The sequence below is a fragment of the Flavobacterium lacisediminis genome, from assembly GCF_025909975.1.
GTDB classification, from domain to species: Bacteria; Bacteroidota; Bacteroidia; order Flavobacteriales; family Flavobacteriaceae; genus Flavobacterium; species Flavobacterium lacisediminis.
This window is the reverse complement of the sequence record NZ_JAPCIO010000004.1, coordinates 179,863-204,483: the sequence shown is the minus strand read 5'-3', so window position 1 is coordinate 204,483 and position 24,621 is coordinate 179,863. Positions and strand designations below refer to the sequence as shown.

Genomic DNA, 24,621 nt, shown 5'->3' with positions numbered 1-24,621 from the left:
CCGAAATATTTCGGGACTTTTTATTTCAATTACAATCTATATTTTAAACTCAGAATTACAAATCTTGGTTGCACTCTATAACTAGAAAATGTACTAGTTCCACCAAGCTGACTAAAACTGTTCGTGTCTAATGATTTTGTATCTAACAAGTTAGTTCCTGAAAGTTTCCATTCCCACTTGCTATCTTTCTTTTGATACATCAAACTTGCCGTTAAGAAATCATACTCACTGTTAATTGTTTCAGATTTATTTCTATTGTGAAAATAAGAATATTCCGAAACAAATGAAAATGCCTCAAGAAAATAATATTCTAATGTAACCGTTGGACTATCTACATAAATCACATCTGAAAAGTTATCATTAATTGTAAAGTTATATCCTAATGTTAAGTTTGGTAATGTTTTGTAATTTGTAGAAAAACTTAAACCATAATTTTGCGAAACAGATTCAGTTGTTTGAATTTCTGTTGGATTGTTATTAGGATCAGAATCCGAATCAGGAAAAACACGAATGTTATTAAACTTAGACCAGTTTACTCCGGCTCTTGCATTAGCTTTATAATATTTTGCAAACGAACGACCATAATTTCCGTTTGCAGATAAAGTTTCATCTGCAAAAGCTGAGTTAATATTAACTGCTGACGAAATTTGATTTACTCCTACTAACAATGCTCTGTTCTTGATAGCTTCTAATTGTTTTGTATATGAAATGTTAGCAAAAATATTTTCGAAGTTAAACATGTTATACTTAAAATAACGCAAAGAATGCACTTGTGAAGTCGAATTCTCCAAGAATCTATTTCCACTAAACAAACTGTTGTAATTTGAAAACACATAGCCTTGAGCCAACTTATTAATATCCGTAAAATTATTAGAAAGCGAATAATTATAAGTTAAGGTCTCCGATTTTTTAATTTGCCATAACGCATATACATCTGGCAAAATTCGATTAAAAGATTGTTTGTTTGATGTTCCAAGTTGCACATCATTTGTGTTGTATTGATGCACACTAAATCCAGGATTAAAAGTAAATTTACCTGTCATAAATTTATAATGTAGTCCTAAAAACACATCATTAAATGCATAGTTAACATCATTAACAGTAGTTGGATCTGTTAGATTATTCTGAGTGCCATTATTCAAAATCTGGAAAATTGATGAATCAAAGTTTTGATACGAATAGGTATTCCCTAGAGTTAAGTTGATATTACTTTTTGGTGTTACCATATAATAATAATCAAACTTTGTATCTACTTTATTGGTTTGCACAAAACGTTTCTGAGTGACATCATCTCTTACTCCGGCTCCTTCATTTACATAACCTGTTAACAAAGGCGCAAAAGGCAAGGTTTCAAGGTTAGCATTGTAAAATGGGTCTTCATTTTGATACAAATGTTGCATTTCAAAACCAAAAACATGCTTATCATTCAAAGTGTAATAATAATTTATATTCTGATTTATCGAAAATGGATTTTGCTTTTTTGCAGAATAGATATCGGACAATAAACTAGAAAAAACGCTTGTGTTTTCTTTTTGGTCAGAAATCTTAATCAAGGCATCATAATCGAAATGTTTTTTTTCAGAAGGTACATAACTTGAACTCAACTTAAACAAAACTTGATTACTCTTTTGTCTTGTAAAATCCTCACGTGTTTCTGTGATGGTTTGAGAAGAACCATCTGGCAAATTATCTACACGATTAGAAACGGTACTGTTTTCAATTTCAGTTTTATTTCCTAACAAAATACCGAAACCACTTAATGTCCAAGCTTTTGAAGGATTAAAACTAAAGTTCGCTGCTCCAAAAGTTGATTCAATATTCGCTGCTTGATTGTTACGAAGTCCCATAATTCCTAAATCATTAGACACCACATTAAAAGAAGAACCTCCTTTTCTCATCATGTTTTTGAAACCACCAGTAAATTTGAAATAATCTTGAGCAGTTAAAGGTAATTCTCCAATATTATTAACATTACCTATCACATTCAAACTGTACTTAGGATTATAATAAAACAACTTAGGATTTACTATATACCTTGCATCTTCCATTCCTACACCTATTCCAGCCGTCATATCACCAAACCAAAAATTCTTTTTCCCTTCTTTCAATTTGATGTTCAAAGCGATGCTTTCTTCATTATTTTCTAATCCTTTCAAATTAGAAACTTCGTTATAATTTCGTAAAACTTGGATTTTATCTAAAGCGTCTGCTGGAATATTTTTGGTAGCCAATTTCGTATCACCATCAAAGAAATCCTTACCTTCAACCATTACTTTTTGGACTTTTTTCCCTTCAACTTCAATTTCTCCGTCTTTGTTTACTTCAACACCTGGAAGCTTTTTCAATACATCTTCCAACTTTCTTTCAGTACCATTAGTAAACGAATCCGAATTATAAATAATAGTATCTCCTGAAACACTTACTGGCATTTCATGAACAATTTCGACTTCGTTCAACTGAGTACCTTCTTTTAAAACAACAGGATAATTCATTGTTGTTGTTCCGGTTGTAACCGATTTTTCAAAAGTTTGAAAACCAATATAACTTACTTTAAGTGTGTAAGCCGTATTAGGTTTTAAATTTAAGATAAATTTACCAGCATCGTTAGTAATCGCATAAGCATCCATTGCCTTAGTTTGCTGATTTACAGCCATAATATTAGCCATTTCCAAACCAACACCGGTTGTATCTTTAACAGTACCTTCGAAACGTATATTTTGAGAAAAGGCACTTGAAGTAAGTGCCATTATTAGGATAAAAAATATTTTTTTCATAATTCTTTTATAGAAAATTAACGTGCTCCACCCATTCTAAATCCACCACCTTGGCCTCCACGACCTGAATTCATTTCACGCATTTCTTCCATTTTCTTTTTCACAATCTCATCAAATTCTTTTTGCGTTACCTCTTTACCTTTAGAAACAGGCTTAATTTCAACTTTTTCTTTAGAATTTAAAACTAATTTAGAACACAAAATCACTGTTTTTCCATCATTAACTTCTAAGATTAAACCTGGTAATCCCCAATAATTCTCTGGCCCTTGATTCACAGGGATTTCTGGACAATACCAAGCAGTAATTACATTTTCTTTTGGCATTTCCCAATCGTCAGTGAAGTTGGTTTTTTTAGCTTTAGTAGTATCTTTTACTGTTTCCGCTTTTTTCTCCTCTTCTTTTGCTTTGTTATTGTTTCTAAATCTGAAATTTCTAAAATCAGACTCACTTACTTTAACTACTGCAGTCGCTTTGAAACAAGTATAATTACCAATTTGTTTTGACTCTCCTTCTAATTTCCATTCGTATTTTGGCAACGAATCTTTAATTAAAAATTCTTTTCCAAAAAACTCTTTATCCACCACATATTGCTTGTCTTTTGCGTTTTTGTAGTGTGTTCCACCACCACCCATCATAGACATCATCATCCTTCCACCTTGTTGCTGACCTCCAGGAGCATCCAATTTTTCTTCTTCTTTATAAATAGAAGCTGTTTTGTCGAAATTTAAAACAAATGTTCTTTCAAACATTTTTTTCATACGTTCCTCTATTTGTTTTTGCATTTCAGGAGTCATATCTCTATTCCCACTCATGCCTTTCATAAAATCGGCAGTACTTGTTTTAGATTCATAAACGGCCATACCTTGGAAATTCTGAGCATTTAATAACCCAGAAATCATAAAAATCGAAGCAATAATAATTTTTTTCATTCTTTTCAGATGTTTTAGCTATATGTATAGACTACAAATAGTGCATTTTGTTACACAATTTAACTACTATTTTTGTGTTAAAGTAGTATATTAGACTTTTAATTCTTGAAATAGTTTAACGAATGCTATTAAAAAAATTACTTTTTATACTATTTTTTAATCTTTGTTGCTTTCAAATGAGCAGTCAAAATATAATTCCTGCAACAAAAATAGAATCCGGAAACCTAGAATGCGACATATTTTTAGGGATTGACAATCAGCAAAATAGTTACTTTTTAAAAGGAAATGTATTGATTAAAAATAGCGCTTCAAAAAATTACCAATACAATAATGTAAGCTTAGGAAAAATAGCAAAAGTTGACTTTCAAAATCCACTAGAGATTGTTGTTTTTTATAAAAACTTCAACACAGTTGTGCTTTTAGATAATCAATTGAATGAAATCAAAAAAATAGATTTCAATTTATTTCCAATTCCACTTAATTTAGAAGCTGTTGCATTATCTTCCCAAAACCAAATTTGGATTTACGACAGTATTTCTTCTAAAATTGGTTTAATCAATGTAAACACGGATTCTATCAAATGGATTTCTACGATGCTTGAAAATCCGATATTACACTATGAATCCGATTACACGCATTTTTATTGGACCGATATTAATTTGAGTTTATATCGCATTTCTATTTATGGAACTATTGAAAAATTAGGAATTCTTCCAAAATTTGAAGCTATTCAACTAACAAAAAGCAAAAATTTAATTTATCAAATAGAACATCAATTGTTTTATTATGACTTAACTTCTATGAGTAGCAGCAAAATAGCAATTGATGAAAAAATCATTTCAAAATTTTTCTTTAGAGATGGAATTTTGTCTATTTTTACCCAAAATGAAATTACTAATTACAAAATTTTTAATTAGTTTTTTTTCTTGTAGAAATAATAAAGAGAACCAATTATTGGAAAATACAGAATAAAAAAAACCCACCTTCTTTTTTCATTTGTATTTAAATTACGAGAAATATTAACATCTTTTATAGATGAGTATGATAATATCACTACTAAAGTAGCAATAATTGATAGAACAATCTGGAATAGTAAAGACATGTAATTAAATTTTTAAAACCCTAAAATTTCTATTTGTTTTTGATTAGCAATTACATCAAATTCCTTTTGAGTTACTCTTTTACCAGAATTTGGTTTTTTTATATTTTGCTTATCAAAAATAATGCTTTCACACTTATATGATAAATTTCCAGCATCTAATTCTAAAATAAGACCAGGCAAACCACAATAATTATCTGGCCCAAAGCCTAAACTAATCTCTTCAGAAAACCATGCTACAACTTTAAACTCTTTCCCATTAACTTTATTTGTACATGTAGCTTTATAAGTCTTTTTATCCAAAATAAATTTCTCTTGACTCCTGTCAATTACCCAAGACAATTGATTAATTTTGTCAGAAATTAAAAAATTCTTGCCATATAAATCTACTTGATTAATATATGTGAAATTTTTAATGTTAACATACAACTTATCGTTATTAGATTTCCCATATAAATTAGAATTACCAGAATCATACTTTAATTCAGATTTTTCAACAAATAGAGAAGTAGAATCATTATAAAATAATTCAAAATTTTTTTCTATTGATTTTTTTAAAATTGCTGTAAAAAAATTAGCGATTTCTTTTTTATCTTCACTTTGTATAGTATCACTTTTCGTAATATTTCCCTTATTAACAATAACTTTATAAGAAACAACACCAGAACTATTTTGAGAAAAAATAAAATTCATTGAAACTAAAAAAATAACTAAAACACTTTTATTCATCTTCTGAAAAATTAAATTTAGAACTCAAAATCTTACCTTTATTTACTTTTAATGAATATGGATAAACTAATTTATTATATTTCAAAGGTAATTTTCCATCTAAAAAATAAAATTTAGATTTAACAGAATCACCTTCTATTTTACAATTTTTATCATTTAAAATAAAATATGTTTTATACTTTACTTTATTAGATTTTGATTTTTTCGCAAACTTTTGAGAATAAATAAAAAAATCATCGTTGCAATCAACAAAACACAAAATTAAGGTGTCTTCATCTTTCAAATTAACTGAAATTTGTTGTTCACTTTTAATTTTTTTTAATTTAATTAACGAATCTGTTAATTGTTGTTTATTTTCCAAATTTTCTAAATCAACAAAAACTTTACCAATTTTAGGGGACAAATTTACATATGTAATAATAAAATTTGTCAAAATATAAATTACAAAACAAACAAACAAAAACACAAAAACAAATCTTATCTTTTTCATATTTTAAAAATAAGGGATTTATTTTATTAAAACAAATCCCTTTTTGATATTTAATAGTATCTTACAAATTACAACTTGCAGCACAAGCAGTAGCTATAGCAGCAGGACAATATGCCCCCGCAATCGCACAATAAAATGCGCATTCGCCATCTGATGCACATGCAGACATAGACAACTTAATACATCCAAAAGTTGAACCTCCAGGGCATTTTTTTAATGCAAAGCCATATTTTGAGTCATTTTTTTCAATATAGTTGTAACTAACAACTTTTCCATTATCAAGACCTACCGTTAATACTTCTTTCCTGTTATTTATATCTTTATATGTGAATCCATTACTATTACTTTGATAGAATGCAACTGGTGTTAATTCAGAACTATCCTTATCTTCATAAGCAATTAATAAATCATTTGAATTTTGCATTGTAAAAACATACATTTTCAAGCCTAACTCATGATTCCATATCTCTTCAACATTACTATCGTAATTAATTTCTGAAGAAAAATTAAAATCTTTTACTTTAACCTTACCTAGGTTGTTTGAAAAGGCACTAGATACTGTTAACAGCAACATCACAACAATTGTCAAAAATTTTGTTTTCATAAATATTTGTTTTAATTTGTTAATATTCCTACAATAATAAAATTCTTTTCATAAATAGATTATCACTTATAGTTATAATTTATTACTTTTGGTTATTATCAAACTAAATAATAATGAACAACATTAGCAATAAAATAAAATTAAGAAGAGAGCAATTAAATTTTTCTCAAGAATACATAGCCGAACACCTTGGTATTTCTCAACCTGCATATGTAAAAATCGAAAAAGGAGTAACAAAATTAGATTTTGAAAGATTATTAAAGATTTCTGAAATTTTAGAAATTGATATCAATGAATTATTAGAAAAACAATATATTGTTAATAATTTTAAAAATTCAGATTCATCTACTGCAATTGGTATGGTAGAAAACCTACATCAAGAAAATCAAAAAACAAATGAGCTTCTAATTCAGACTTTATTTTCACAAATTTCAGATTTAAAAGAAGAAAACAAAAGATTAATTTCAATTTTGGAAAAACTTTCATCAAATAAATAGTAATTTACTTTGTGCTATCTGATTAAAATATTTACTTTTGATTTATCATTAATGAAATAATTTTACCATAATGCACATAGCAGTAGCAGGAAATATTGGAGCAGGAAAAACAACGTTAACTCGATTATTAGCCAAACATTTTAAATGGGAACCGCACTTTGAAGACGTTGTGGATAATCCGTATTTGGATGATTTTTATCATCAAATGGAACGTTGGAGTTTTAACCTTCAAATTTATTTCTTAAACAGTCGTTTTCGTCAAGTATTGCAAATTCGCGAAAGTGGTAAAAACATTATTCAAGACAGAACCATTTATGAAGATGCGCATATTTTCGCACCTAATCTTCACGCAATGGGATTAATGTCGAACCGAGATTTTAATAATTACACTTCACTTTTCGAATTGATGGAAAGTTTAGTAGGTTCGCCAGACTTATTGATTTATTTGAGAAGTTCGATTCCAAATTTAGTAAGCCAAATTCACAAAAGAGGAAGAGATTACGAAAACTCGATTTCGATTGATTATTTAAGTCGTTTGAACGAAAGATACGAAGCTTGGATTCAAACGTATGATAAAGGTAAATTAGTAATTATTGATGTAGATAATTTTGATTTTGTAAACAATCCTGAAGATTTAGGGACCATCATTAATAGAATTGATGCCGAATTAAACGGATTATTTTAGATATATGAAACGCCTCAATTGAGGCGTTTTTTTTTATTTCATTGTGTCAAACAGCGATTTAACTTTTATATTTTGCACTGGTTTCGACAATTTGATGATTCGTTTTTCATTTGATAATAAATCAAAATAATTGTCTTCAAAAAAAGTATCATTTTCTGATGACAGAAAAACATCTTTTGCTAAAACATCTGAAGAAATTTCAATGGTTTCTTCATTAATAATTTTGATTTGGATGTTTGGTTTTGTGATTTGCAAGTCTTTAGGTTTAAAGAAATAATGACGCGTATAAATTTGTTCTAAAGGAGGAAATGAAACTGACAATACCGCTTGTTTTAAATTATAAGCTAAGAAATCCTTCTTTGGAATTTCAAAATGTATCTTACTTGAATTCTCCGAAGCAATGAAAATTATCTTTTTATTCCATAATTTAGTTCCGCTGAAATCAATTAAATCAATAACTAATTCACCCGAATACTGTTTTAAATCATCGTTGACAATGCAAATTCTATAACTATCATTTCCTTCTTCAATCGAAAATAACAAATTCTCAAAACTTCGTTTCGCTTGATAATGAACCGCTTTCCAATTTCCGTAATAATCTAACGAACTCCAAGACGTAACCGGCCAACAATCATTGAATTGCCAATATAACGTTCCCATGCAATAGGGTTTAGCTCTTCGATGGGCTTCTATTGCTGTTTTCATTCCACGAGCTTGTAATAATTGGGAAACATAAGCATAATCTTCAAAATCTTTTGGCACCACAAAATCGCGTTCCATATATTCGTTTATGGTTTCGTAACCTGTTGGGTGTTTTTGATGATTTTTAAAAGCTTCGGAAGTAAAATTCAAATCTTCTTTACGTATTACTTTTTGCAAGGTTTCTAAATTTGGCATGCCTTGAAAACCGTATTCGCTCATAAAACGACCTACTTTTTTCTCATAAATTTCAAACGGTTCTTTTCCCCACCAAACGCCCCAATAATGTGAATCGCCTTGCAGCAAACTTTCCTTTCTTCCCCAACCAATTGATGGCGAAGACGACCAATAAATATTTTTTTCTTTCGGAAGTAAACTATCTAAAGTTTTCGGAATCATTTCATGAAATACTTTTTTATAATCATTCCAAATTTGAGTCGAATCGGCTTTGGTATACTTAAACTGTTTTTGCCAACCCCAATTGTGCCAACCTTCGTCGTTTTCATTATTGCCACACCAAATCGCAATACTCGGATGATTTTGCAAACGATTTACGTTATCAATTACTTCTTGTTTTACATTTTGCACAAATTTTTCATCGCCAGGATACATCGAACAAGCAAACATAAAATCTTGCCACACTAATATTCCGTTAGCATCGCAAGCTTCATAAAACGCATCTTCAAAATAGACTCCTCCACCCCAAACACGTAGCATGTTCATGTTCGCTTTTTTAGCATTTTCAACTAAAGAAAAATAAGTAGAATCGGAAACTCGAGGTAAAAAACTGTCTGGCGGAACCATATTGGCTCCTTTCATAAAAACAGATTTTCCGTTTAATTTAAAGTAAAAACTTTTACCAGCTTGGTCTTTTTCCTGAATTAATTCGATAGTTCTCAAGCCAATATTTAATTTTTTTGCATCTAAAAGCTGATTTTTTTGTTGGATTTCGATAGTAAAAGGATATAAGTTAGCATCACCTAATCCGTTACACCACCACAATTTTGGATTCGCAATTTCATATTGCATTTTGATTTTGTTCTTTCCTTTTTTAAGATTGAATGTTTCCGATTTTTTATTGATTTTTAACTGAATTGTTTTTACTTCAGCAACATAAATTTCGGTTGTGAATTCTAAAATCGCTTTTTTGTCATTCAGTTCTATTTGACTGTATTTTATGCTTTCGATTTTAGCCGAATTCCAAAATTTCAATTGGACTTTTTTCCAAATTCCAGCCGTTACAAATCGTGGGCCCCAATCCCAACCAAATTGACATTGTGCTTTTCTAACAAAAACACGTTCTTTTTCGGGTAAGGTATAAGATATTTTTTTCGCTTCCTCTTTTCCTTTTTGAACCGCGGATTGAAAAACAACTTTTAAATGATTGGTTCCAATTTTCAAATGTGATTTGGCAGAAATTGTCCATTTTCGGAACATATTATCCGCTTCTAAAACTACTTTCCCGTTCAAAAAAATGGTTGCATACGTGTCCAAACCCTCAAATTCCAAATCGATATTTTGATTTTTAAGTTCGGATTCTGATAAAGTAAAATATGTTTCGTACTCCCAATTCTCATTTTCAATCCACTGCAATTTTTTCTCGTTGGCTCCAAAAAACGGATCAGGAATTAATTGGTTTTGAAATAAATCGGTGTGAACGGTTCCGGGAATAGTTGCTTTATGTTTTTTTGCTTCGTTTTGCTTGTTGAATGTCCAGTTTTCGGATGACAAATTGCGATAGAAAGTTTGTCCAAAAATGAAAAAACCATTTAGACATAATATAAAAACGAAGATTTTTTTAAACATATAAGGCATGTAAGTTCATTTAAGATTGCAACTTTTTCTTCAATTGAACAATTTCTTCTAGACTAGCAATTTCACTTCCATCGGTAATGGCAGAAGAATGATACCAATTCGCATTAACCATTTCGTCTAATTCTGAAATATTGGTCGAACGCAATCCGCCACCGGGCATGATTTCGATGCGATTATTGGCTTGAATTACTAATTGTTTCAAAACTTCTTTTCCTTCCATGACATTTGGAAAAGTTCCAGAAGTTAGAATGGTTGAAAATCCACAAGAAATAACATCTTCTAGAGCTTGTTTATAATTTGAAACTTCATCAAAAGCACGATGAAACGTACAAGAAAAAGGTTTTGCTAATTCCACTAAAGCTGAATTTTGTTCGATATTAATTGTTTTATCCTCATTTAAAATTCCAAAAACAAATCCGTTAACTCTAAGTTTTTTAATGGTCACGATTTCCGATTTCATTTGTTCAAATTCTGCTTCTGAGTAAACAAAATTTCCTCCTCTTGGGCGAATCATCACATATAAATCGATAGTCAAATGTTCGAGAGCTTTTTGAATCTTTTCGATTTTTGGAGTTGTTCCACCAACCGACATATCAGCGCATAATTCTACTCTATCAGCTCCAGCCTTTTGAGCTATTAGAGCAGATTCAAGGTTAAAACAAGCGATTTCGATTTTTTTCATTATTTCAAAAAGTAATTCGCATCGATTAATTTATTTCCAGTTGCATCATGAACGGCATAATTGAAACCACCTTGTACACAATACGAACCGTATTCTCCTTTTTTATTCAAAGCGATGAATCCAACTTGGATATCTTTTAGATTTTTCCCTCGATTTTGAGTCAGTTTTACAATTCGCATTACGGCTTCTTCACAAGCTTTTTGTGGTGATTTTCCTTGACGCATCAATTCTACTACTAAATGACAACCCGTAATTCGAATTACTTCTTCGCCATGACCTGTTGCGGTTGCGGCTCCAATTTCGTTATCCACATACAAACCTGCACCGATAATTGGGGAATCGCCCACTCTTCCATGCATTTTGAACGCCATACCGCTTGTAGTACACGCACCCGATAAATTGCCATGCGCATCTAACGCAATCATTCCGATGGTGTCGTGGTTCTCGATGTTTGCTTTTGGTAAATATTCACTTGTTTTTAGCCATTCTTTCCATTCTTTTTCGGAAGCTTCAACTAACAAATTTTCTTTTTTGAATCCTTGAGCGATGGCAAACTGCAAAGCACCTTCACCAACCAACATCACATGAGGCGTTTTTTCCATCACCATTCTTGCTACTGAAATAGGATGTTTGATATGTTCCAAACAAGCTACCGAACCTATATTTGAATATTCATCCATAATACAAGCGTCTAAGGTAACACGACCATCTCTATCTGGGCGACCGCCATAACCAACACTTCTCTCATTTGGATCGCCTTCTGGAATTTTCACTCCTGCTTCAACGGCATCTAGAGCGCGGCCCTTATTTTTAAGCACTTCCCAAGCGGCTTGATTGGCTTGTAAACCAAAATTCCAAGTAGAAAGTACAATTGGTTTATTCACTTTTCCTGAACTAACATCGATTTCAGCTTCTTCAGATTTTCCATTGAAAGCCTGAAATGCTACGCCAGCAGTTGCTAATGCGGTTGTTTTTAAAAAAATTCTTCTGTTTGTCATTATTCTACACTTATTTCGTCTACAAATAACCAACTATTGGAACCAGCGCCAGGTTTTCCATCTACAATGATTCCGTTGTTTTCTGCAATGACTTTTATAAATTGAACATTTTGTTTATCGAATTCAACTATGATTTTTCCTTTATTTTCATGAATTTCTTTGGAAGAAACAATCGCAATAGAATAGTAATTTTTACCATCTTTGGAAACAAAAATTCCGATGCTTTTTGGATAATAAATCCAACTTCCTTCTGATGAAAGTGTATTGATACTGATTTTCGAAATCGTTTCAGTTTTTCCTAAATCGATAGTAGCATTCATATCTTTTCCCCAGAAACCTAACCAATCTCTACCGAATTTAGAAGTATTTCCTTTCATTCCATCGACCAAAGTAAAACTTCCACCGATGCCATAATTTTCGTGAGGTTGATGTACCAATTCTATCTTTTTACCTGTTGATTTTGTAATGAAAAATGGTTGCTCGATGGTGGCACTTTTAGCTTTACCGTTTTCAAAATAAGCCGCTTTTATAGTTTGGTTCTTTGTAACTAGAATTGGTTTTTCATACAAAAACGAATTTGAATTTGGCTCTGAACCATCGATTGTGTATTTGATTCCGTTTGGATTGACAGATTTTAATTCGAAAGCTACTCCATTTTCTGCTGGATGCACTTTCGAAGTTACTTCAAAAATGGCTTTGCTGTAGTTGATTCCTTTTTTATCATAGATTTCAAAATGTGAAATCAATCTTTTTTCGAATTCTTTGTATTCTTTCGGATTGGATGTTCCCCAAACCACTTCGGAAAGCGCAGCTATTCTTGGAAAAACCATATATTCAACATGTTCTGGTGTATTGATATATTCCGTCCAAAGATTGGCTTGAGCGCCTAGAATATATTTCGATTCTTCTGGTGAAAGTTCCTTTGGAATTGGATTAAAAGAATACACTTTTTCCACATTTGTATAACCTCCAAAAGCAATCGGTTCGTTTTTGGGTTCGCCTTGGTAGTGGTCGAAATAACAATGTGAACCTGGTGACATGACTACGAAATGTTTTTGTTTAGCAGCTGCAATTCCGCCTTCGGTGCCACGCCAACTCATTACTGCTGCGTTTGGTGCTAATCCGCCTTCTAAAATTTCGTCCCAACCGATGATTTTTCGCCCTTTACTGTTGACAAATTTTTCGATTCGTTGAATGAAATAACTTTGTAATTTGTGTTCGTCTTTTAGATTTTCGTCTTTGATTCTTTTTTGACAATGTGGGCAACTTTTCCAGCGTACTTTTGGACATTCATCACCACCGATGTGAATGTATTCAGAAGGGAATAATGTCATAACTTCTGTCAAAATATTTTCTAAAAAAGTAAACGTTTCGTCTTTTGGACAAAAAACATCTTCTAAAACGCCCCAAGTTTTCCCTACTTCAAAAGGTCCGCCTGTACAAGAAAATTCAGGATACGAAGCTAAGGCTGCTAAAGCGTGACCAGGCATTTCAATTTCAGGAACAATGGTGATGTGACGTTCTTTGGCGTAAGCTACAATTTCTTTAATTTCTTCTTGTGTGTAAAATCCGCCATAGCGAATTTCGTCAAAAGTTTGATCGGTGTAATGTCCAATCATGGAACCGTTACGCCATGCGCCGACTTCGGTTAATTTTGGATATTTTTTGATTTCGATTCGCCAACCTTGATCATCAGTCAAATGCCAATGAAAGGTATTCATTTTGTACATCGCTAAATAATCAATGTATTTTTTGATGAAATCTTTTGGGAAGAAATGACGAGAAACGTCTAAATGCATACCGCGCCATTGAAATTTGGGTTGGTCGAAAATAGAAACTTCATTTAATCTAATCTCTCTTAATTTTGAATAAGGAATCATTTGTAATAAAGTTTGAATCCCATAAAATATACCTTTATTTGAAAAGGCAGAAATATGAATTTTGCTTTTCCAAATATTTAAATTGTAATATTCTCTATCAAAATTTGTTGTATCTGGAATTTTAATTCCAAATTGAATACAATTCTTAGACTTAAATTTTGATGAAATTTTTAAATCTAATCCTGTTTGATTTTTTATTTGTTCTTTTAAATATTTTGCTTCAAAAGAATTTTCATCAGCTAAGATTACAGTTTCTTTATTTAAAACAAAATGTCCTTTTTTTATTTCGACTGAATTCGGCTTCGGTATTAAATTAAGAGTTTGTTGTGCAGAGCTAATTACAGAAAAGAGCAACAACAAAGTCAGTATTTTGTATTTCATTGGAGTTGTGTTTGTTTGGCTAAAATTAAATAAAAAAACCGCACATTACTGTGCGGTTTTCATTATTTATGTCGAAAAAGATTATTTTCCTAGTTCAGCAATTTTTGCTTCTACTTCTAAATCGTCTCCTTCGAAAACTTTTTCTTCTGTAGTTTCTTTACCATCTACTTTTTTAGTGATGGTAACTGTTGCTTTTACTTTTCCGTTATCGTCTTTTACTTTTTTTACATCCATTTTGATGATTTCCTCATGCTTTCCATGGTTGCAATTTTCGTCATGAACATGTCCAGCATCGCCGATGAATTTTCCGTTTTCATCATACATTGCCATACATTTTTCTTTACATTCTTCAGAACAACCGTTCTCTTCACACATTTTAGCGCATTCCTCTTTTGTCATGTCAGCACATTTAGACATATCGCATTTTCCTGTATCGCAACACATCATTTCTGTTTTTGCACAACAAGCACCTTTTTCAGTTGTAGCACCATGACCTCCTAAGATTGGAGCGATTACTAAACCAATTAAACACGTTAATTTAATTAAGATATTCATTGATGGTCCAGAAGTATCTTTAAATGGATCTCCAACTGTATCTCCAGTTACCGCAGCTTTGTGAGCATCAGAACCTTTGTATGTCATTTCACCGTTAATCATAACTCCAGCTTCGAACGATTTTTTAGCGTTATCCCAAGCTCCACCAGCGTTATTTTGGAACACTGCCCAAAGCACACCTGAAACCGTAACTCCAGCCATATAACCACCTAACATTTCAGCGATTAATTGGTTGTTATCTGCATAAACTAATTTACCTAATAATACAATTGCAATTGGGAAACCGATTGTTAAGATTCCAGGCAACATCATTTCGCGTAAAGCGGCTTTTGTAGAAATTTCAACACATTTTCCGTATTCTGGTTTTCCAGTTCCTTCCATAATTCCTGGAATTTCTTTGAACTGACGACGTACTTCGTACACCATATCCATTGCTGCTTTTCCTACTGAATTCATTGCTAATGCAGAGAAAACTACAGGAATCATACCTCCAATGAATAACATTGCTAATACCGGCGCTTTGAAGATATTAATTCCGTCAATTCCAGTAAATGTTACATAAGCAGCAAATAAAGCTAACGAAGTCAATGCTGCAGAAGCGATTGCGAAACCTTTTCCAGTTGCAGCTGTTGTGTTACCAACTGAATCTAAAATATCTGTACGAGTACGAACTTCTTTTGGTAATTCACTCATTTCAGCGATTCCACCAGCATTATCAGAGATTGGTCCGAAAGCATCAATAGCTAACTGCATAGCTGTTGTAGCCATCATTGCAGAAGCTGCTAAAGCTACTCCATAAAATCCTGCTAAAGCATAAGTTGACCAGATTGCAGCAGCAAATAAAATTACTGTTGGGAAAGTTGAAATCATACCCGTTGCTAAACCAGCGATTACGTTTGTTCCTGCTCCAGTTGATGATTTTTGCACGATTGCCAATACTGGTTTTGTACCTAATCCAGTGTAATATTCCGTTACAGATGAAATTGCTCCACCTACAAATAATCCGATTAAAGTTGCGTAGAAAACACGCATTGCTGAAATTTCTTGCGCTCCTTCACCGTAGAATTCCATTGTCATTACTTCTGGCAACATAAATTGCACTAAGAAGAAACAAGAAACAGCAGTTAAAATGATAGAAACCCAGTTTCCTTTATTTAATGCCCCTTGAACTTGTGCTTCTTTAGCATCGTCGCTTGAAATTTTAACTAACATTGTTCCAATGATAGAAAATAAAATTCCAAAACCTGCGATTGCCATTGGTAATAAAATTGGTCCAATTCCGCCAAAAGCGTCATCGATTTTACCACCCATATCTTTAATTACATAATTTCCTAAAACCATTGCCGCTAATACGGTTGCTACATACGAACCGAATAAATCGGCACCCATTCCGGCAACGTCTCCAACGTTATCTCCAACGTTATCTGCAATTGTAGCAGGATTACGTGGATCGTCTTCTGGAATACCCGCTTCTACTTTTCCTACTAAGTCAGCACCTACATCGGCAGCTTTTGTATAAATACCTCCACCAACACGAGCAAACAAAGCGATAGATTCTGCTCCAAGAGAAAATCCTGCTAAAGTTTCAAGAACGATAGTCATGTCATCTGTTGATGTCCATTCTCCGTTCATAAAAAATCTAAAGAATATGATAAAGAATCCTGTTAATCCTAAAACAGCTAAACCAGCAACACCTAATCCCATTACTGTTCCACCACCAAAAGAAACTTTTAATGCTTGTGGTAAACTTGTACGAGCCGCTTGCGTAGTTCTAACATTAGTTTTAGTTGCGATTTTCATCCCAATATTACCTGCATAAGCTGAAAATATAGCTCCGAAAATAAATGCAATTACGATTAACCAATGTGTTGTTGGAACAATAAATGAAATTCCCGCAAGAACCACACTCGCTCCAAGAACGAAAAACGTTAATAATTTGTATTCTGCTTTTAAAAATGCTAAGGCTCCTTCGTAGATGTAATCTGAAATTTCTTTCATTTTTCCATCTCCAGCATCTTGCTTAAGAACCCAAGCGCGTTTGACAGCCATAAATGCTAATCCTAATAGTGCCATGACTATTGGCACGTAAATCATCATTGATTCCATAAAATATAATTTAGTTTTGGTGTTTGTTAATTTTATGGTAATATTAAGAAAATAAAACAAAAAAGGCAATATTTTTAGAAAAATACTGCCTTTTTATTTATTAAGAACCTATAAATTATTTAATACTAAACAATCCTTCTGGTTTATTTTCGATTTCGTTGAAACGATTCGTACATTTTGTCAAAATTTCTTTTGCTTCATTAACGTCTCCCCAACCTTCAACATCTACTTTTTTATTTTCTAAATCTTTATACACTTGGAAGAAGTGTTCGATTTCTTTGATTAAGTGAGGATTTACATCACTTAAATCGTTTAATTTATTCCAAATTGGGTCAGAAACCGGTACACAAATCACTTTCTCATCTGGTCCTTTGTCGTCTGCCATATGGAAAACACCGATTGGCTTTACTTCCATTACACAACCTGGAAAAGTTGGCTCGTTTACTAAAACCAAAACATCTAATGGATCACCATCTAATGCTAACGTTTCTGGAATAAATCCGTAATCTGCTGGATACATCATTGACGAAAATAACATTCTGTCAAAACGCATTCTTTTTAATTCAAAATCGTATTCGTATTTGTTTCTACTTCCTCTTGGAATCTCAATCAATACATCAAATGTAGTAATTTTATCTGCTGTCATTTTATCTTTTATTTTTAAAGCGGGTGCAAAGGTACCACTATAAAATATGAGAAACAAAAGAGTTTTGCAAAAAAAGTATAGATTTTACAAAGATTTAATACGTGATTTTTCTCCCTCTTTTTTCAAGATAATAATGCCAAAGAAAATAAGTAGCTACCGAGCGATAGGGTTTCCATTTTTGAGCATAGAGTTCCATTTCTTCTTTCGTATGAATATCTAAAAGTTCTTTCATGGTATTTACTACTGCAATATCTCCAAGCGGAATTATATCTAATGAATTCAGGCAAAACATTAAATAAATATCAATAGTCCAATTACCAATGCCTTTTATTTTGATAAGTTCTTCACGAACAACTTCAGAATCTTTGAAAGCCAAACTCTCTAAATCCAATTCTTTTGACAAAATAGCTTCAGCAAGTGCTTTTATGTATTTCGTTTTTTGACGACTTACCCCACAAGCTCGAAAATTTTCTTCTGAAAAACTAAATAGATTTTCAACTGAAAAATCAGGAATTGCTGATTTTAATTTGATAAAAGTAGCCTTTGCGGAATCCACCGAAACTTGCTGTTCCAAAATTAGCAACACTAAAGTTTGAAAACCTTGAGGTCTTTTAGGCTGAACAGGAACTCCGTATTGTTGTTTTATTTGTTCAAAAATATTGTCTTTTTTATATAAATATGCAATTGCCTCTTCCATTAGAAATAGAAACCAAATGAAGCTCTTATAGCAAATTTTCTAGCATCTGGCATTTCTAAGTAACTTCCTCTCCAAGCAAAATCGACACGCAATACTTTAAAAATATTTCCAACACCTGCATGATATTCCCAGTAAACATCTTCTGGTGCAATATACGTTAAACCTGACGCATTTAACATCACATTTTCATTAGAAACTCTTCCGTAAACACCTTTTATTCCGATGATTTCACGTAAATTTAATTTTCTTAAAAGCGGAACTCTTGAAAACAATCTTCCGTTAAAATGATGTTCAAAATGTAAAGAAGCGTATTCATCTGCTACAAAATCGTAGTAATCTAATAAGTTATAAGTGTTTTCAATTACAAACCAAGATTGATTTCCAGGAATAACCCCCATTAAACCAAGTGGCACTTCTCCGAAAATTTTTCCAGTTTCGAAAGTAGTAAACAAACGACCAAAACCTCCAATCAAAGCTGGTTGACGATAATAAAGTTGTAATTTTTGATAATTAAAATCACTATTTAACACTCCTTTTAAGCCGTTGCTATAGCTTAGGAAAACTCGAGCATAATTAAAATCCACATCCATACGATCAACGCCATAACCTACGGTTTTACGCTTTGGAGTATATTCTGCAACAAAGTTAATTTCCGATTGTTTTACTTCACTTTTAATTTCTGTTTGAGTCAAATCAGTGTAATAATCCAAACTAAATTCGCTTGATGCCGATTTTAATGTTCTGTAAGTTAAATTCGTTTGAAGAGTAAAATTCTTTGCTGGTTCTATTTCAAATCCTAAAGTTGTAAGATTCACAGACGTCAATTGGTTATTAACACCACTTGCAAAAAGTGCCGACGAAGCAAAACTTCTCCCTAAAACATCATTAGAAGTTGTTAAACTTACTCCCATTTGTTCTACATCACGTCGATTTCCTATGGATAAAATCAATCTTTTATTTGGATTCACCATCCATCTACCCGAAATTCCATATTTGAATTGGTTGTCTCTAAATCCGTAAGCCGTGTAACCTTGAATTCGCCACTTATCATTTGAACCAAAATAAGTTCTACCACCAGCTCTTAATCTTTGCCCTTCAACATCGTTATATCCAAAAGTTGAAAAAATAGGCCCGTAGTCCATTTTCCATTTTGGAATTTCAATATAACCACTTCCTAAAATTGAGGCAAGACTGTAAATTCGTTTAAAACGCGGCACTTCTTTTAAAGTATCTAGCATTTTATAAATTCCAGCTTCGTTTTTATTTAAAGCTTCAAATCGATTGGCTTCCCAATATTCGTCGGGTTTGTTGAAAACAGCATTATCATAGAAATTGACTTCTTGTTTATAGAATTTATCGTCTTTCTTAATGTTGAATTTATGATTTTTAGCAAGCGTTGTTCTTTTTCCGTAAACTCCTTTCGATTCTTCTTTTTTAGAAAAACTAAAATCAGACATCATGTAATCTCTTGTCAATAAAAAAACAGAATCATTTAAAACCTCATATTCTTGTTCAATGTAAATTTCTTTTACCCAGTTGATGTTAGCACTTTTACTGGCTTCTAAATTAATTTTCTTAATGGCAAAAGTGGTGTCGTTTACCCAAAAATCACCTTTAAACGTCAATTCATTTTTACGTCTTGGATAGTATACAATATTATAACACCATTTGTTATCGATATACATACTATCATTTAAAACGTAATTATAAACATTGATTCCTGTTCTTGACAATGGACTCACGAAATCTTTATCGAAAAACTTTAAGTAATTGTCATAGATATCAAAATCAGCATATAAATCTTTTATGAATGTATTTACTCCATCACCAGAACCAAATCCTGAATTTTTATTGGCTTTTGTAATTTCTTTTGTTTTTTTCGCTTCATTGTCACCATAAACTTCACTAAGTGTTTCATTGATGAAAATTGGCAAAAATGTTTTTCCGGAAATACTTGAAGTATCAATTTGATCAAAAACAAATTCCATTCCTTTAAACATTTTACTTTTCATAAAAGCGGAATCGATGGTATTTAAGTCAAATTCAACTTTTTCATACTTATCGTATTCGTATTGTTTAAACATTTTGAGTCCGTTCTTTCTTCTACGTTCCCAAATTTTTCGCAATATATCGATAGCTGGATTGTTCTTTTTTGACGTTTTTCCAGTGTAGATTACTACTTCTTTTAAAGTAGTACCTGACTGAAGTTGTATTTTTAATCCTGAGTTTAATCCAGGCTTTAAATTAATTTCTTTCTTTTCGAATCCCACATAAGAAACCACTAAAGTGGCATAGTTTTCTTTAGATTCAAAATAGAAATTTCCATTTTCGTCGGTAATTACTCCTTCTTTCGAGTTTTTAAATATAACATTTGCAAAAGCTACTGGATCACCAAACTCGTCAGTTACTTTTCCACCAACCTTGGTTTGCCCAATAACTATTGAGCTTAGAAATAAAAAGAATAATACAATTTTTGTCTTCATAGGAAAAAAAAACTTCATCAGAAAGTTACTGATGAAGTTCCAAATATAATAAGTTAATTATTATTTATACATAACTTTTTTCACAGCCTTAATTACATCTTGTGAATTAGGCAACCATTCTTTTAATAAAGTTGGTGAGTATGGCGCTGGAGTATCAGCAGTTGTAATTCTTTGAACTGGAGCATCTAAGTAATCAAATGCTTTTTCTTGTACCATATAAGTTATCTCAGAAGCAACTGAAGCAAATGGCCAAGCTTCTTCTAAAACTACTAATCTGTTTGTTTTTTTAACCGAATTCAAAATCGCATCGTAATCCATAGGACGAACCGTTCTTAAATCGATAATTTCACAAGAAATATTTTCTTTTGCTAATTCATCAGCTGCAGCGTAAGCTTCTTTAATGATTTTACCAAATGAAACAATTGTAACATCTGTACCCTCTCTTTTGATATCAGCAACTCCTAATGGAATAGTGTATTCTCCTTCTGGCACTTCACCTTTATCTCCATACATTTGTTCTGATTCCATGAAAATAACTGGATCATTATCACGAATAGCTGATTTTAATAAACCTTTAGCATCGTAAACTGAAGAAGGAACTACTACTTTTAAACCTGGAGTGTTTGCAAACCAGTTTTCAAAAGCTTGTGAATGTGTTGCACCTAACTGACCTGCAGAAGCTGTTGGACCTCTAAACACCATTGGCATCGGAAATTGTCCAGCAGACATTTGACGCATTTTTGCTGCGTTGTTGATAATTTGGTCAATTCCTACTAATGAGAAGTTGAACGTCATGAACTCTACAATAGGACGATTCCCATTCATAGCCGAACCTACAGCAATTCCTGCAAATCCTAACTCTGCGATAGGAGTATCAATTACACGTTTTGGTCCAAATTCATCTAGCATTCCTTTTGAAGCTTTGTAAGCTCCATTATATTCTGCTACTTCTTCACCCATTAAATATATTGATTCGTCGCGACGCATTTCTTCGCTCATCGCTTCACAAATAGCTTCTCTAAATTGTATCGTTCTCATGAAATTAATTTCTTTGAATTATGATTGGCAAAAGTAAGAAAAATATAATTATTCTAATTCGTTATTAAAAAAAATGGCAACACTTTCTACTAAAACGTTTTAGCGTTAAAAATATTCAATCAAAACACAAAACACAACTCTACAATTAAACTATTCCTAAAAAAAAGCTAATTTATCTAAGAAAAACACATTTATTATGCGCGCATAGTTTTTATTTAGAAATTAATTTGTATTTTTGGGACAGAAAATATTCACTAACAAAATACATAAAAATGAAAATATTAGTTTGCATCAGTCACGTACCTGATACTACTTCAAAGATTAATTTTGTCAATGGTGACAGTGAGTTTGACACTAACGGTGTTCAATTTGTAATTAATCCTAATGATGAATTTGGTTTAACTAGAGCCATTTGGTTTAAAGAGCAACAAGGAGCAAATGTTACCGTTGTAAATGTTGGTGGAGCTGACGCTGAAGCAACTTTAAGAAAAGCATTAGCAATTGGAGCAGACGAAGCAATTCGTATTAATGCAAACCCAACAGACGGAATGTTTGTTGCAAAACAATTAGCTGAAGTTGTTAAAAACGGAGGTTATGATTTAGTAATTGCTGGAAAAGAATCGTTAGACTATAATGGTGGAATGGTTCCAGGAATGGTTGCTGGATTATTAGGTTTCAATTTCGTAAACGCTTGTGTTGGTATCGACGTAAATGGAAACAAAGCAAAAGTAACTAGAGAAATTGACGGTGGAAAAGAAACTATTTCTGCAGGTTTACCATTAATTATTGGTGGTCAAAAAGGTTTAGTAGAAGAAAAAGATTTACGTATTCCAAACATGAGAGGAATCATGATGGCAAGAACTAAAGCTTTAACTTTGGTAGAACCAACAGGCGACGCAACTGCAACTAAAGCTGTTAAATTTGAAAAACCAGCTGCTAAATCAGCAGTTAAATTAGTAAATGCTGACAACTTAGATGAGTTAATTAACTTATTACACAACGAAGCGAAAGTTATCTAATTTCAAACCTAAAAATTAAAGAATCATGTCGATATTAATATATGCTGAATCAGCAGAAGGAAAAATTAAAAAAGTAGCATTCGAATTAGCTTCTTACGCAAAAAAAGTAGCTGCTTCAATGGGAACAACAGTTACCGCTGTAACTATTAACAACTCTGACAACAGTGCTTTAGCTGCTTACGGAGTAGACAAAGTTTTAAACGTTTCTAACGACAAATTAAACAACTTTAGCGCAAAAGCATATGCTGATGTAATTGCTCAAGCGGCTAAAAAAGAAGGAACTCAAATTGTATTGGTTTCTTCAACTACAGATAGTTTGTATTTAGCTCCACTAGTAGCGGTAGCTTTAGAAGCTGGTTATGCTTCAAATGTTGTAGCGTTACCAGAAAGCACTTCACCTTTCCAAGTAAAAAGAACTGCTTTCTCAAACAAAGCATTCAACATTACTGAAATTTCAACTCCAGTAAAAGTATTAGGAATTGCTAAAAATTCTTTCGGATTAGTAGAAAATGCTGCTGCTATGACTGAAGAAAGCTTCGCACCATCATTAAACGATGCTGATTTCGGAATCAAAGTTGAAAACGTAGAAAAAGTAACTGGAAAAGTAACTATCGCTGATGCTGAAATCGTAGTTTCTGCTGGTCGTGGAATGAAAGGTCCAGAAAACTGGGGAATGATTGAAGAATTAGCTTCTGTTTTAGGTGCAGCAACTGCATGTTCTAAACCAGTTTCTGACATCGGATGGAGACCTCACAGTGAGCACGTTGGACAAACTGGAAAACCAGTAGCTTCTAACTTGTACATTGCAGTTGGAATCTCTGGAGCAATTCAACATATTGCAGGTATTAACTCATCAAAAGTAAAAGTAGTTATCAACACAGATCCAGAAGCACCTTTCTTTAAAGTAGCTGATTATGGTGTTGTAGGTGATGCTTTCACTGTAGTGCCTCAATTAATTGAAAAATTAAAAGCATTTAAAGCAAGCAACTCGTAACAAAATAGTTGTTTAAAAAATATATTAAATTAAAATTAGAGTTATCTTTGTTTAGATAGCTCTTTTTTTTATTTTTGGAGCGAATGGCTAACCGTTTTTCTGTTAGCCATTTTCTGACTTTGTGATGGTGTTTAAAAATCCAAATCAGGCATCAAAGAAATGATAATTAACAATTTGAAATGAGTTTAGTAAAATTAACTATAAAAGGTATTTCCTATAGCCAAACGCAAAACGGAGCTTATGCCTTAATCTTAAATGAAGTGGATGGTGATCGAAAACTACCTATCGTTATCGGTGCTTTTGAAGCTCAATCTATTGCTATTGCTTTAGAAAAAGAAATCAAGCCACCTCGCCCACTTACACACGATTTATTTAAAAGTTTTGCCGACCGATTTGACATTGTGGTAAAGCAAGTTATTATTCATAAGTTAGTTGATGGTGTTTTCTATTCGAGTATTATTTGCGAAAGAGACAAAATCGAAGAAATTATCGATGCTAGAACTTCTGATGCGATTGCCTTAGCTTTACGCTTTAATGCTCCTATTTTTACTTACAAAAACATTTTAGACAAAGCCGGAATTTACCTTAGCATTAATCCTTCTGAAAATGCAGAAAACCAGGAAAACGATGACATTCTTTCTACTCCAGAAACTTTTGGACAAGAAGATGTAGTTGTTCCTGCTGATAGTTATTCAGGATATTCGCTAAAAGAATTATACGAAAAATTAGACGAAGCTGTTCAAAACGAAGACTACGAAAAAGCAGCAAAAATTAGAGATGAAATCTCAAAAAAAGAATCTTAATACTTTAACTATAACAGT

The 24,621-nt window shown here is 32.2% G+C and carries 20 protein-coding genes; 6 read left to right on the top strand and 14 right to left on the bottom strand.

Translation table 11 applies throughout. The features are described 5' to 3' along the window. Positions 1-29: 29 nt before the first annotated feature. Together OJ995_RS07890 and OJ995_RS07885 are read right to left on the bottom strand one after the other, a co-directional pair. Complete coding sequence (locus OJ995_RS07890) at positions 30-2,774, bottom strand: carboxypeptidase-like regulatory domain-containing protein (RefSeq protein ID WP_264368915.1); 2,745 nt, start codon at positions 2,772-2,774, stop codon at positions 30-32. Positions 2,775-2,791: 17 nt separating this feature from the next. Further along, on the bottom strand, positions 2,792-3,703 hold the full coding sequence (locus OJ995_RS07885) for a GLPGLI family protein (protein WP_264368914.1): 912 nt from the start codon (positions 3,701-3,703) through the stop codon (positions 2,792-2,794). Between the two features lie 176 nt (positions 3,704-3,879). On the opposite strand from OJ995_RS07885, the gene OJ995_RS07880 reads away from it, so the two are divergent. After that, complete coding sequence (locus OJ995_RS07880) at positions 3,880-4,620, top strand: hypothetical protein (protein WP_264368913.1); 741 nt, start codon at positions 3,880-3,882, stop codon at positions 4,618-4,620. 197 nt (positions 4,621-4,817) lie between these two features. Here OJ995_RS07880 and OJ995_RS07875 read toward each other — a convergent pair whose 3' ends face one another. The 3 genes from OJ995_RS07875 to OJ995_RS07865 form a co-directional block, all read right to left on the bottom strand. Beyond that, the gene (locus OJ995_RS07875; protein ID WP_264368912.1) at positions 4,818-5,531 is read right to left on the bottom strand and encodes a GLPGLI family protein; all 714 of its coding nucleotides are present in this window, start codon (positions 5,529-5,531) and stop codon (positions 4,818-4,820) included. Beyond that, positions 5,524-5,964: a hypothetical protein gene (locus OJ995_RS07870; RefSeq protein WP_264368911.1), complete on the bottom strand. Its 441-nt coding sequence runs from the start codon at positions 5,962-5,964 to the stop codon at positions 5,524-5,526. The genes OJ995_RS07875 and OJ995_RS07870 overlap by 8 nt, the downstream gene beginning before the upstream one ends. 118 nt (positions 5,965-6,082) lie before the next feature. Continuing rightward, positions 6,083-6,625, bottom strand: coding sequence for a hypothetical protein (locus OJ995_RS07865; protein WP_264368910.1), 543 nt, complete (start codon positions 6,623-6,625; stop codon positions 6,083-6,085). 113 nt (positions 6,626-6,738) lie between these two features. Between OJ995_RS07865 and OJ995_RS07860 the strand changes: the two genes are divergently transcribed. Beyond that, entirely contained in the window at positions 6,739-7,122 is a 384-nt protein-coding gene (locus OJ995_RS07860) for a helix-turn-helix domain-containing protein (protein ID WP_264368909.1), read from the top strand. A gap of 70 nt (positions 7,123-7,192) precedes the next feature. Next, a complete protein-coding gene (locus OJ995_RS07855; RefSeq protein WP_133610374.1) occupies positions 7,193-7,807 on the top strand; it encodes a deoxynucleoside kinase in 615 nt (204 codons plus the stop codon). Between the two features lie 33 nt (positions 7,808-7,840). Here OJ995_RS07855 and OJ995_RS07850 read toward each other — a convergent pair whose 3' ends face one another. From OJ995_RS07850 to OJ995_RS07810, 9 genes are all read right to left on the bottom strand, one after another. Beyond that, complete coding sequence (locus tag OJ995_RS07850) at positions 7,841-10,312, bottom strand: beta-mannosidase (RefSeq protein ID WP_264368908.1); 2,472 nt, start codon at positions 10,310-10,312, stop codon at positions 7,841-7,843. Positions 10,313-10,331: 19 nt separating this feature from the next. Further along, the gene (locus tag OJ995_RS07845) at positions 10,332-11,003 is read right to left on the bottom strand and encodes a copper homeostasis protein CutC (RefSeq protein WP_264368907.1); all 672 of its coding nucleotides are present in this window, start codon (positions 11,001-11,003) and stop codon (positions 10,332-10,334) included. Continuing rightward, entirely contained in the window at positions 11,003-12,001 is a 999-nt protein-coding gene (locus OJ995_RS07840) for an isoaspartyl peptidase/L-asparaginase family protein (protein WP_264368906.1), read from the bottom strand. The genes OJ995_RS07845 and OJ995_RS07840 overlap by 1 nt, the downstream gene beginning before the upstream one ends. Beyond that, positions 12,001-14,262, bottom strand: a complete 2,262-nt coding sequence (locus OJ995_RS07835) for a glycoside hydrolase family 20 protein (protein WP_264368905.1) — start codon at positions 14,260-14,262, stop codon at positions 12,001-12,003. Before OJ995_RS07835 ends, OJ995_RS07840 begins: the two co-directional genes overlap by 1 nt. A gap of 81 nt (positions 14,263-14,343) precedes the next feature. Continuing rightward, positions 14,344-16,923 carry a sodium-translocating pyrophosphatase gene (locus tag OJ995_RS07830; protein WP_264368904.1) on the bottom strand — a complete coding sequence of 860 codons (2,580 nt, stop codon included), beginning with the start codon at positions 16,921-16,923 and terminating at the stop codon, positions 14,344-14,346. 115 nt (positions 16,924-17,038) lie between these two features. Then, the gene (locus tag OJ995_RS07825; RefSeq protein WP_133610364.1) at positions 17,039-17,569 is read right to left on the bottom strand and encodes an inorganic diphosphatase; all 531 of its coding nucleotides are present in this window, start codon (positions 17,567-17,569) and stop codon (positions 17,039-17,041) included. A 94-nt stretch (positions 17,570-17,663) separates the two neighbouring features. Continuing rightward, positions 17,664-18,266 carry a DNA-3-methyladenine glycosylase family protein gene (locus OJ995_RS07820; protein WP_264368903.1) on the bottom strand — a complete coding sequence of 201 codons (603 nt, stop codon included), beginning with the start codon at positions 18,264-18,266 and terminating at the stop codon, positions 17,664-17,666. Next, the gene (locus OJ995_RS07815; RefSeq protein WP_264368902.1) at positions 18,266-20,749 is read right to left on the bottom strand and encodes a DUF5686 and carboxypeptidase-like regulatory domain-containing protein; all 2,484 of its coding nucleotides are present in this window, start codon (positions 20,747-20,749) and stop codon (positions 18,266-18,268) included. Before OJ995_RS07815 ends, OJ995_RS07820 begins: the two co-directional genes overlap by 1 nt. A 60-nt stretch (positions 20,750-20,809) precedes the next feature. After that, entirely contained in the window at positions 20,810-21,787 is a 978-nt protein-coding gene (locus OJ995_RS07810; RefSeq protein WP_133610360.1) for a pyruvate dehydrogenase complex E1 component subunit beta, read from the bottom strand. 272 nt (positions 21,788-22,059) lie between these two features. On the opposite strand from OJ995_RS07810, the gene OJ995_RS07805 reads away from it, so the two are divergent. The 3 genes from OJ995_RS07805 (at position 22,060) to OJ995_RS07795 (ending at position 24,603) form a co-directional block, all read left to right on the top strand. Further along, positions 22,060-22,806 carry an electron transfer flavoprotein subunit beta/FixA family protein gene (locus tag OJ995_RS07805; RefSeq protein ID WP_264368901.1) on the top strand — a complete coding sequence of 249 codons (747 nt, stop codon included), beginning with the start codon at positions 22,060-22,062 and terminating at the stop codon, positions 22,804-22,806. Positions 22,807-22,831: 25 nt separating this feature from the next. Then, positions 22,832-23,800 carry an electron transfer flavoprotein subunit alpha/FixB family protein gene (locus tag OJ995_RS07800; RefSeq protein ID WP_111567341.1) on the top strand — a complete coding sequence of 323 codons (969 nt, stop codon included), beginning with the start codon at positions 22,832-22,834 and terminating at the stop codon, positions 23,798-23,800. A gap of 179 nt (positions 23,801-23,979) precedes the next feature. After that, positions 23,980-24,603 carry a bifunctional nuclease family protein gene (locus OJ995_RS07795; RefSeq protein ID WP_111567342.1) on the top strand — a complete coding sequence of 208 codons (624 nt, stop codon included), beginning with the start codon at positions 23,980-23,982 and terminating at the stop codon, positions 24,601-24,603. The last annotated feature ends 18 nt before the right edge of the window (positions 24,604-24,621 follow it).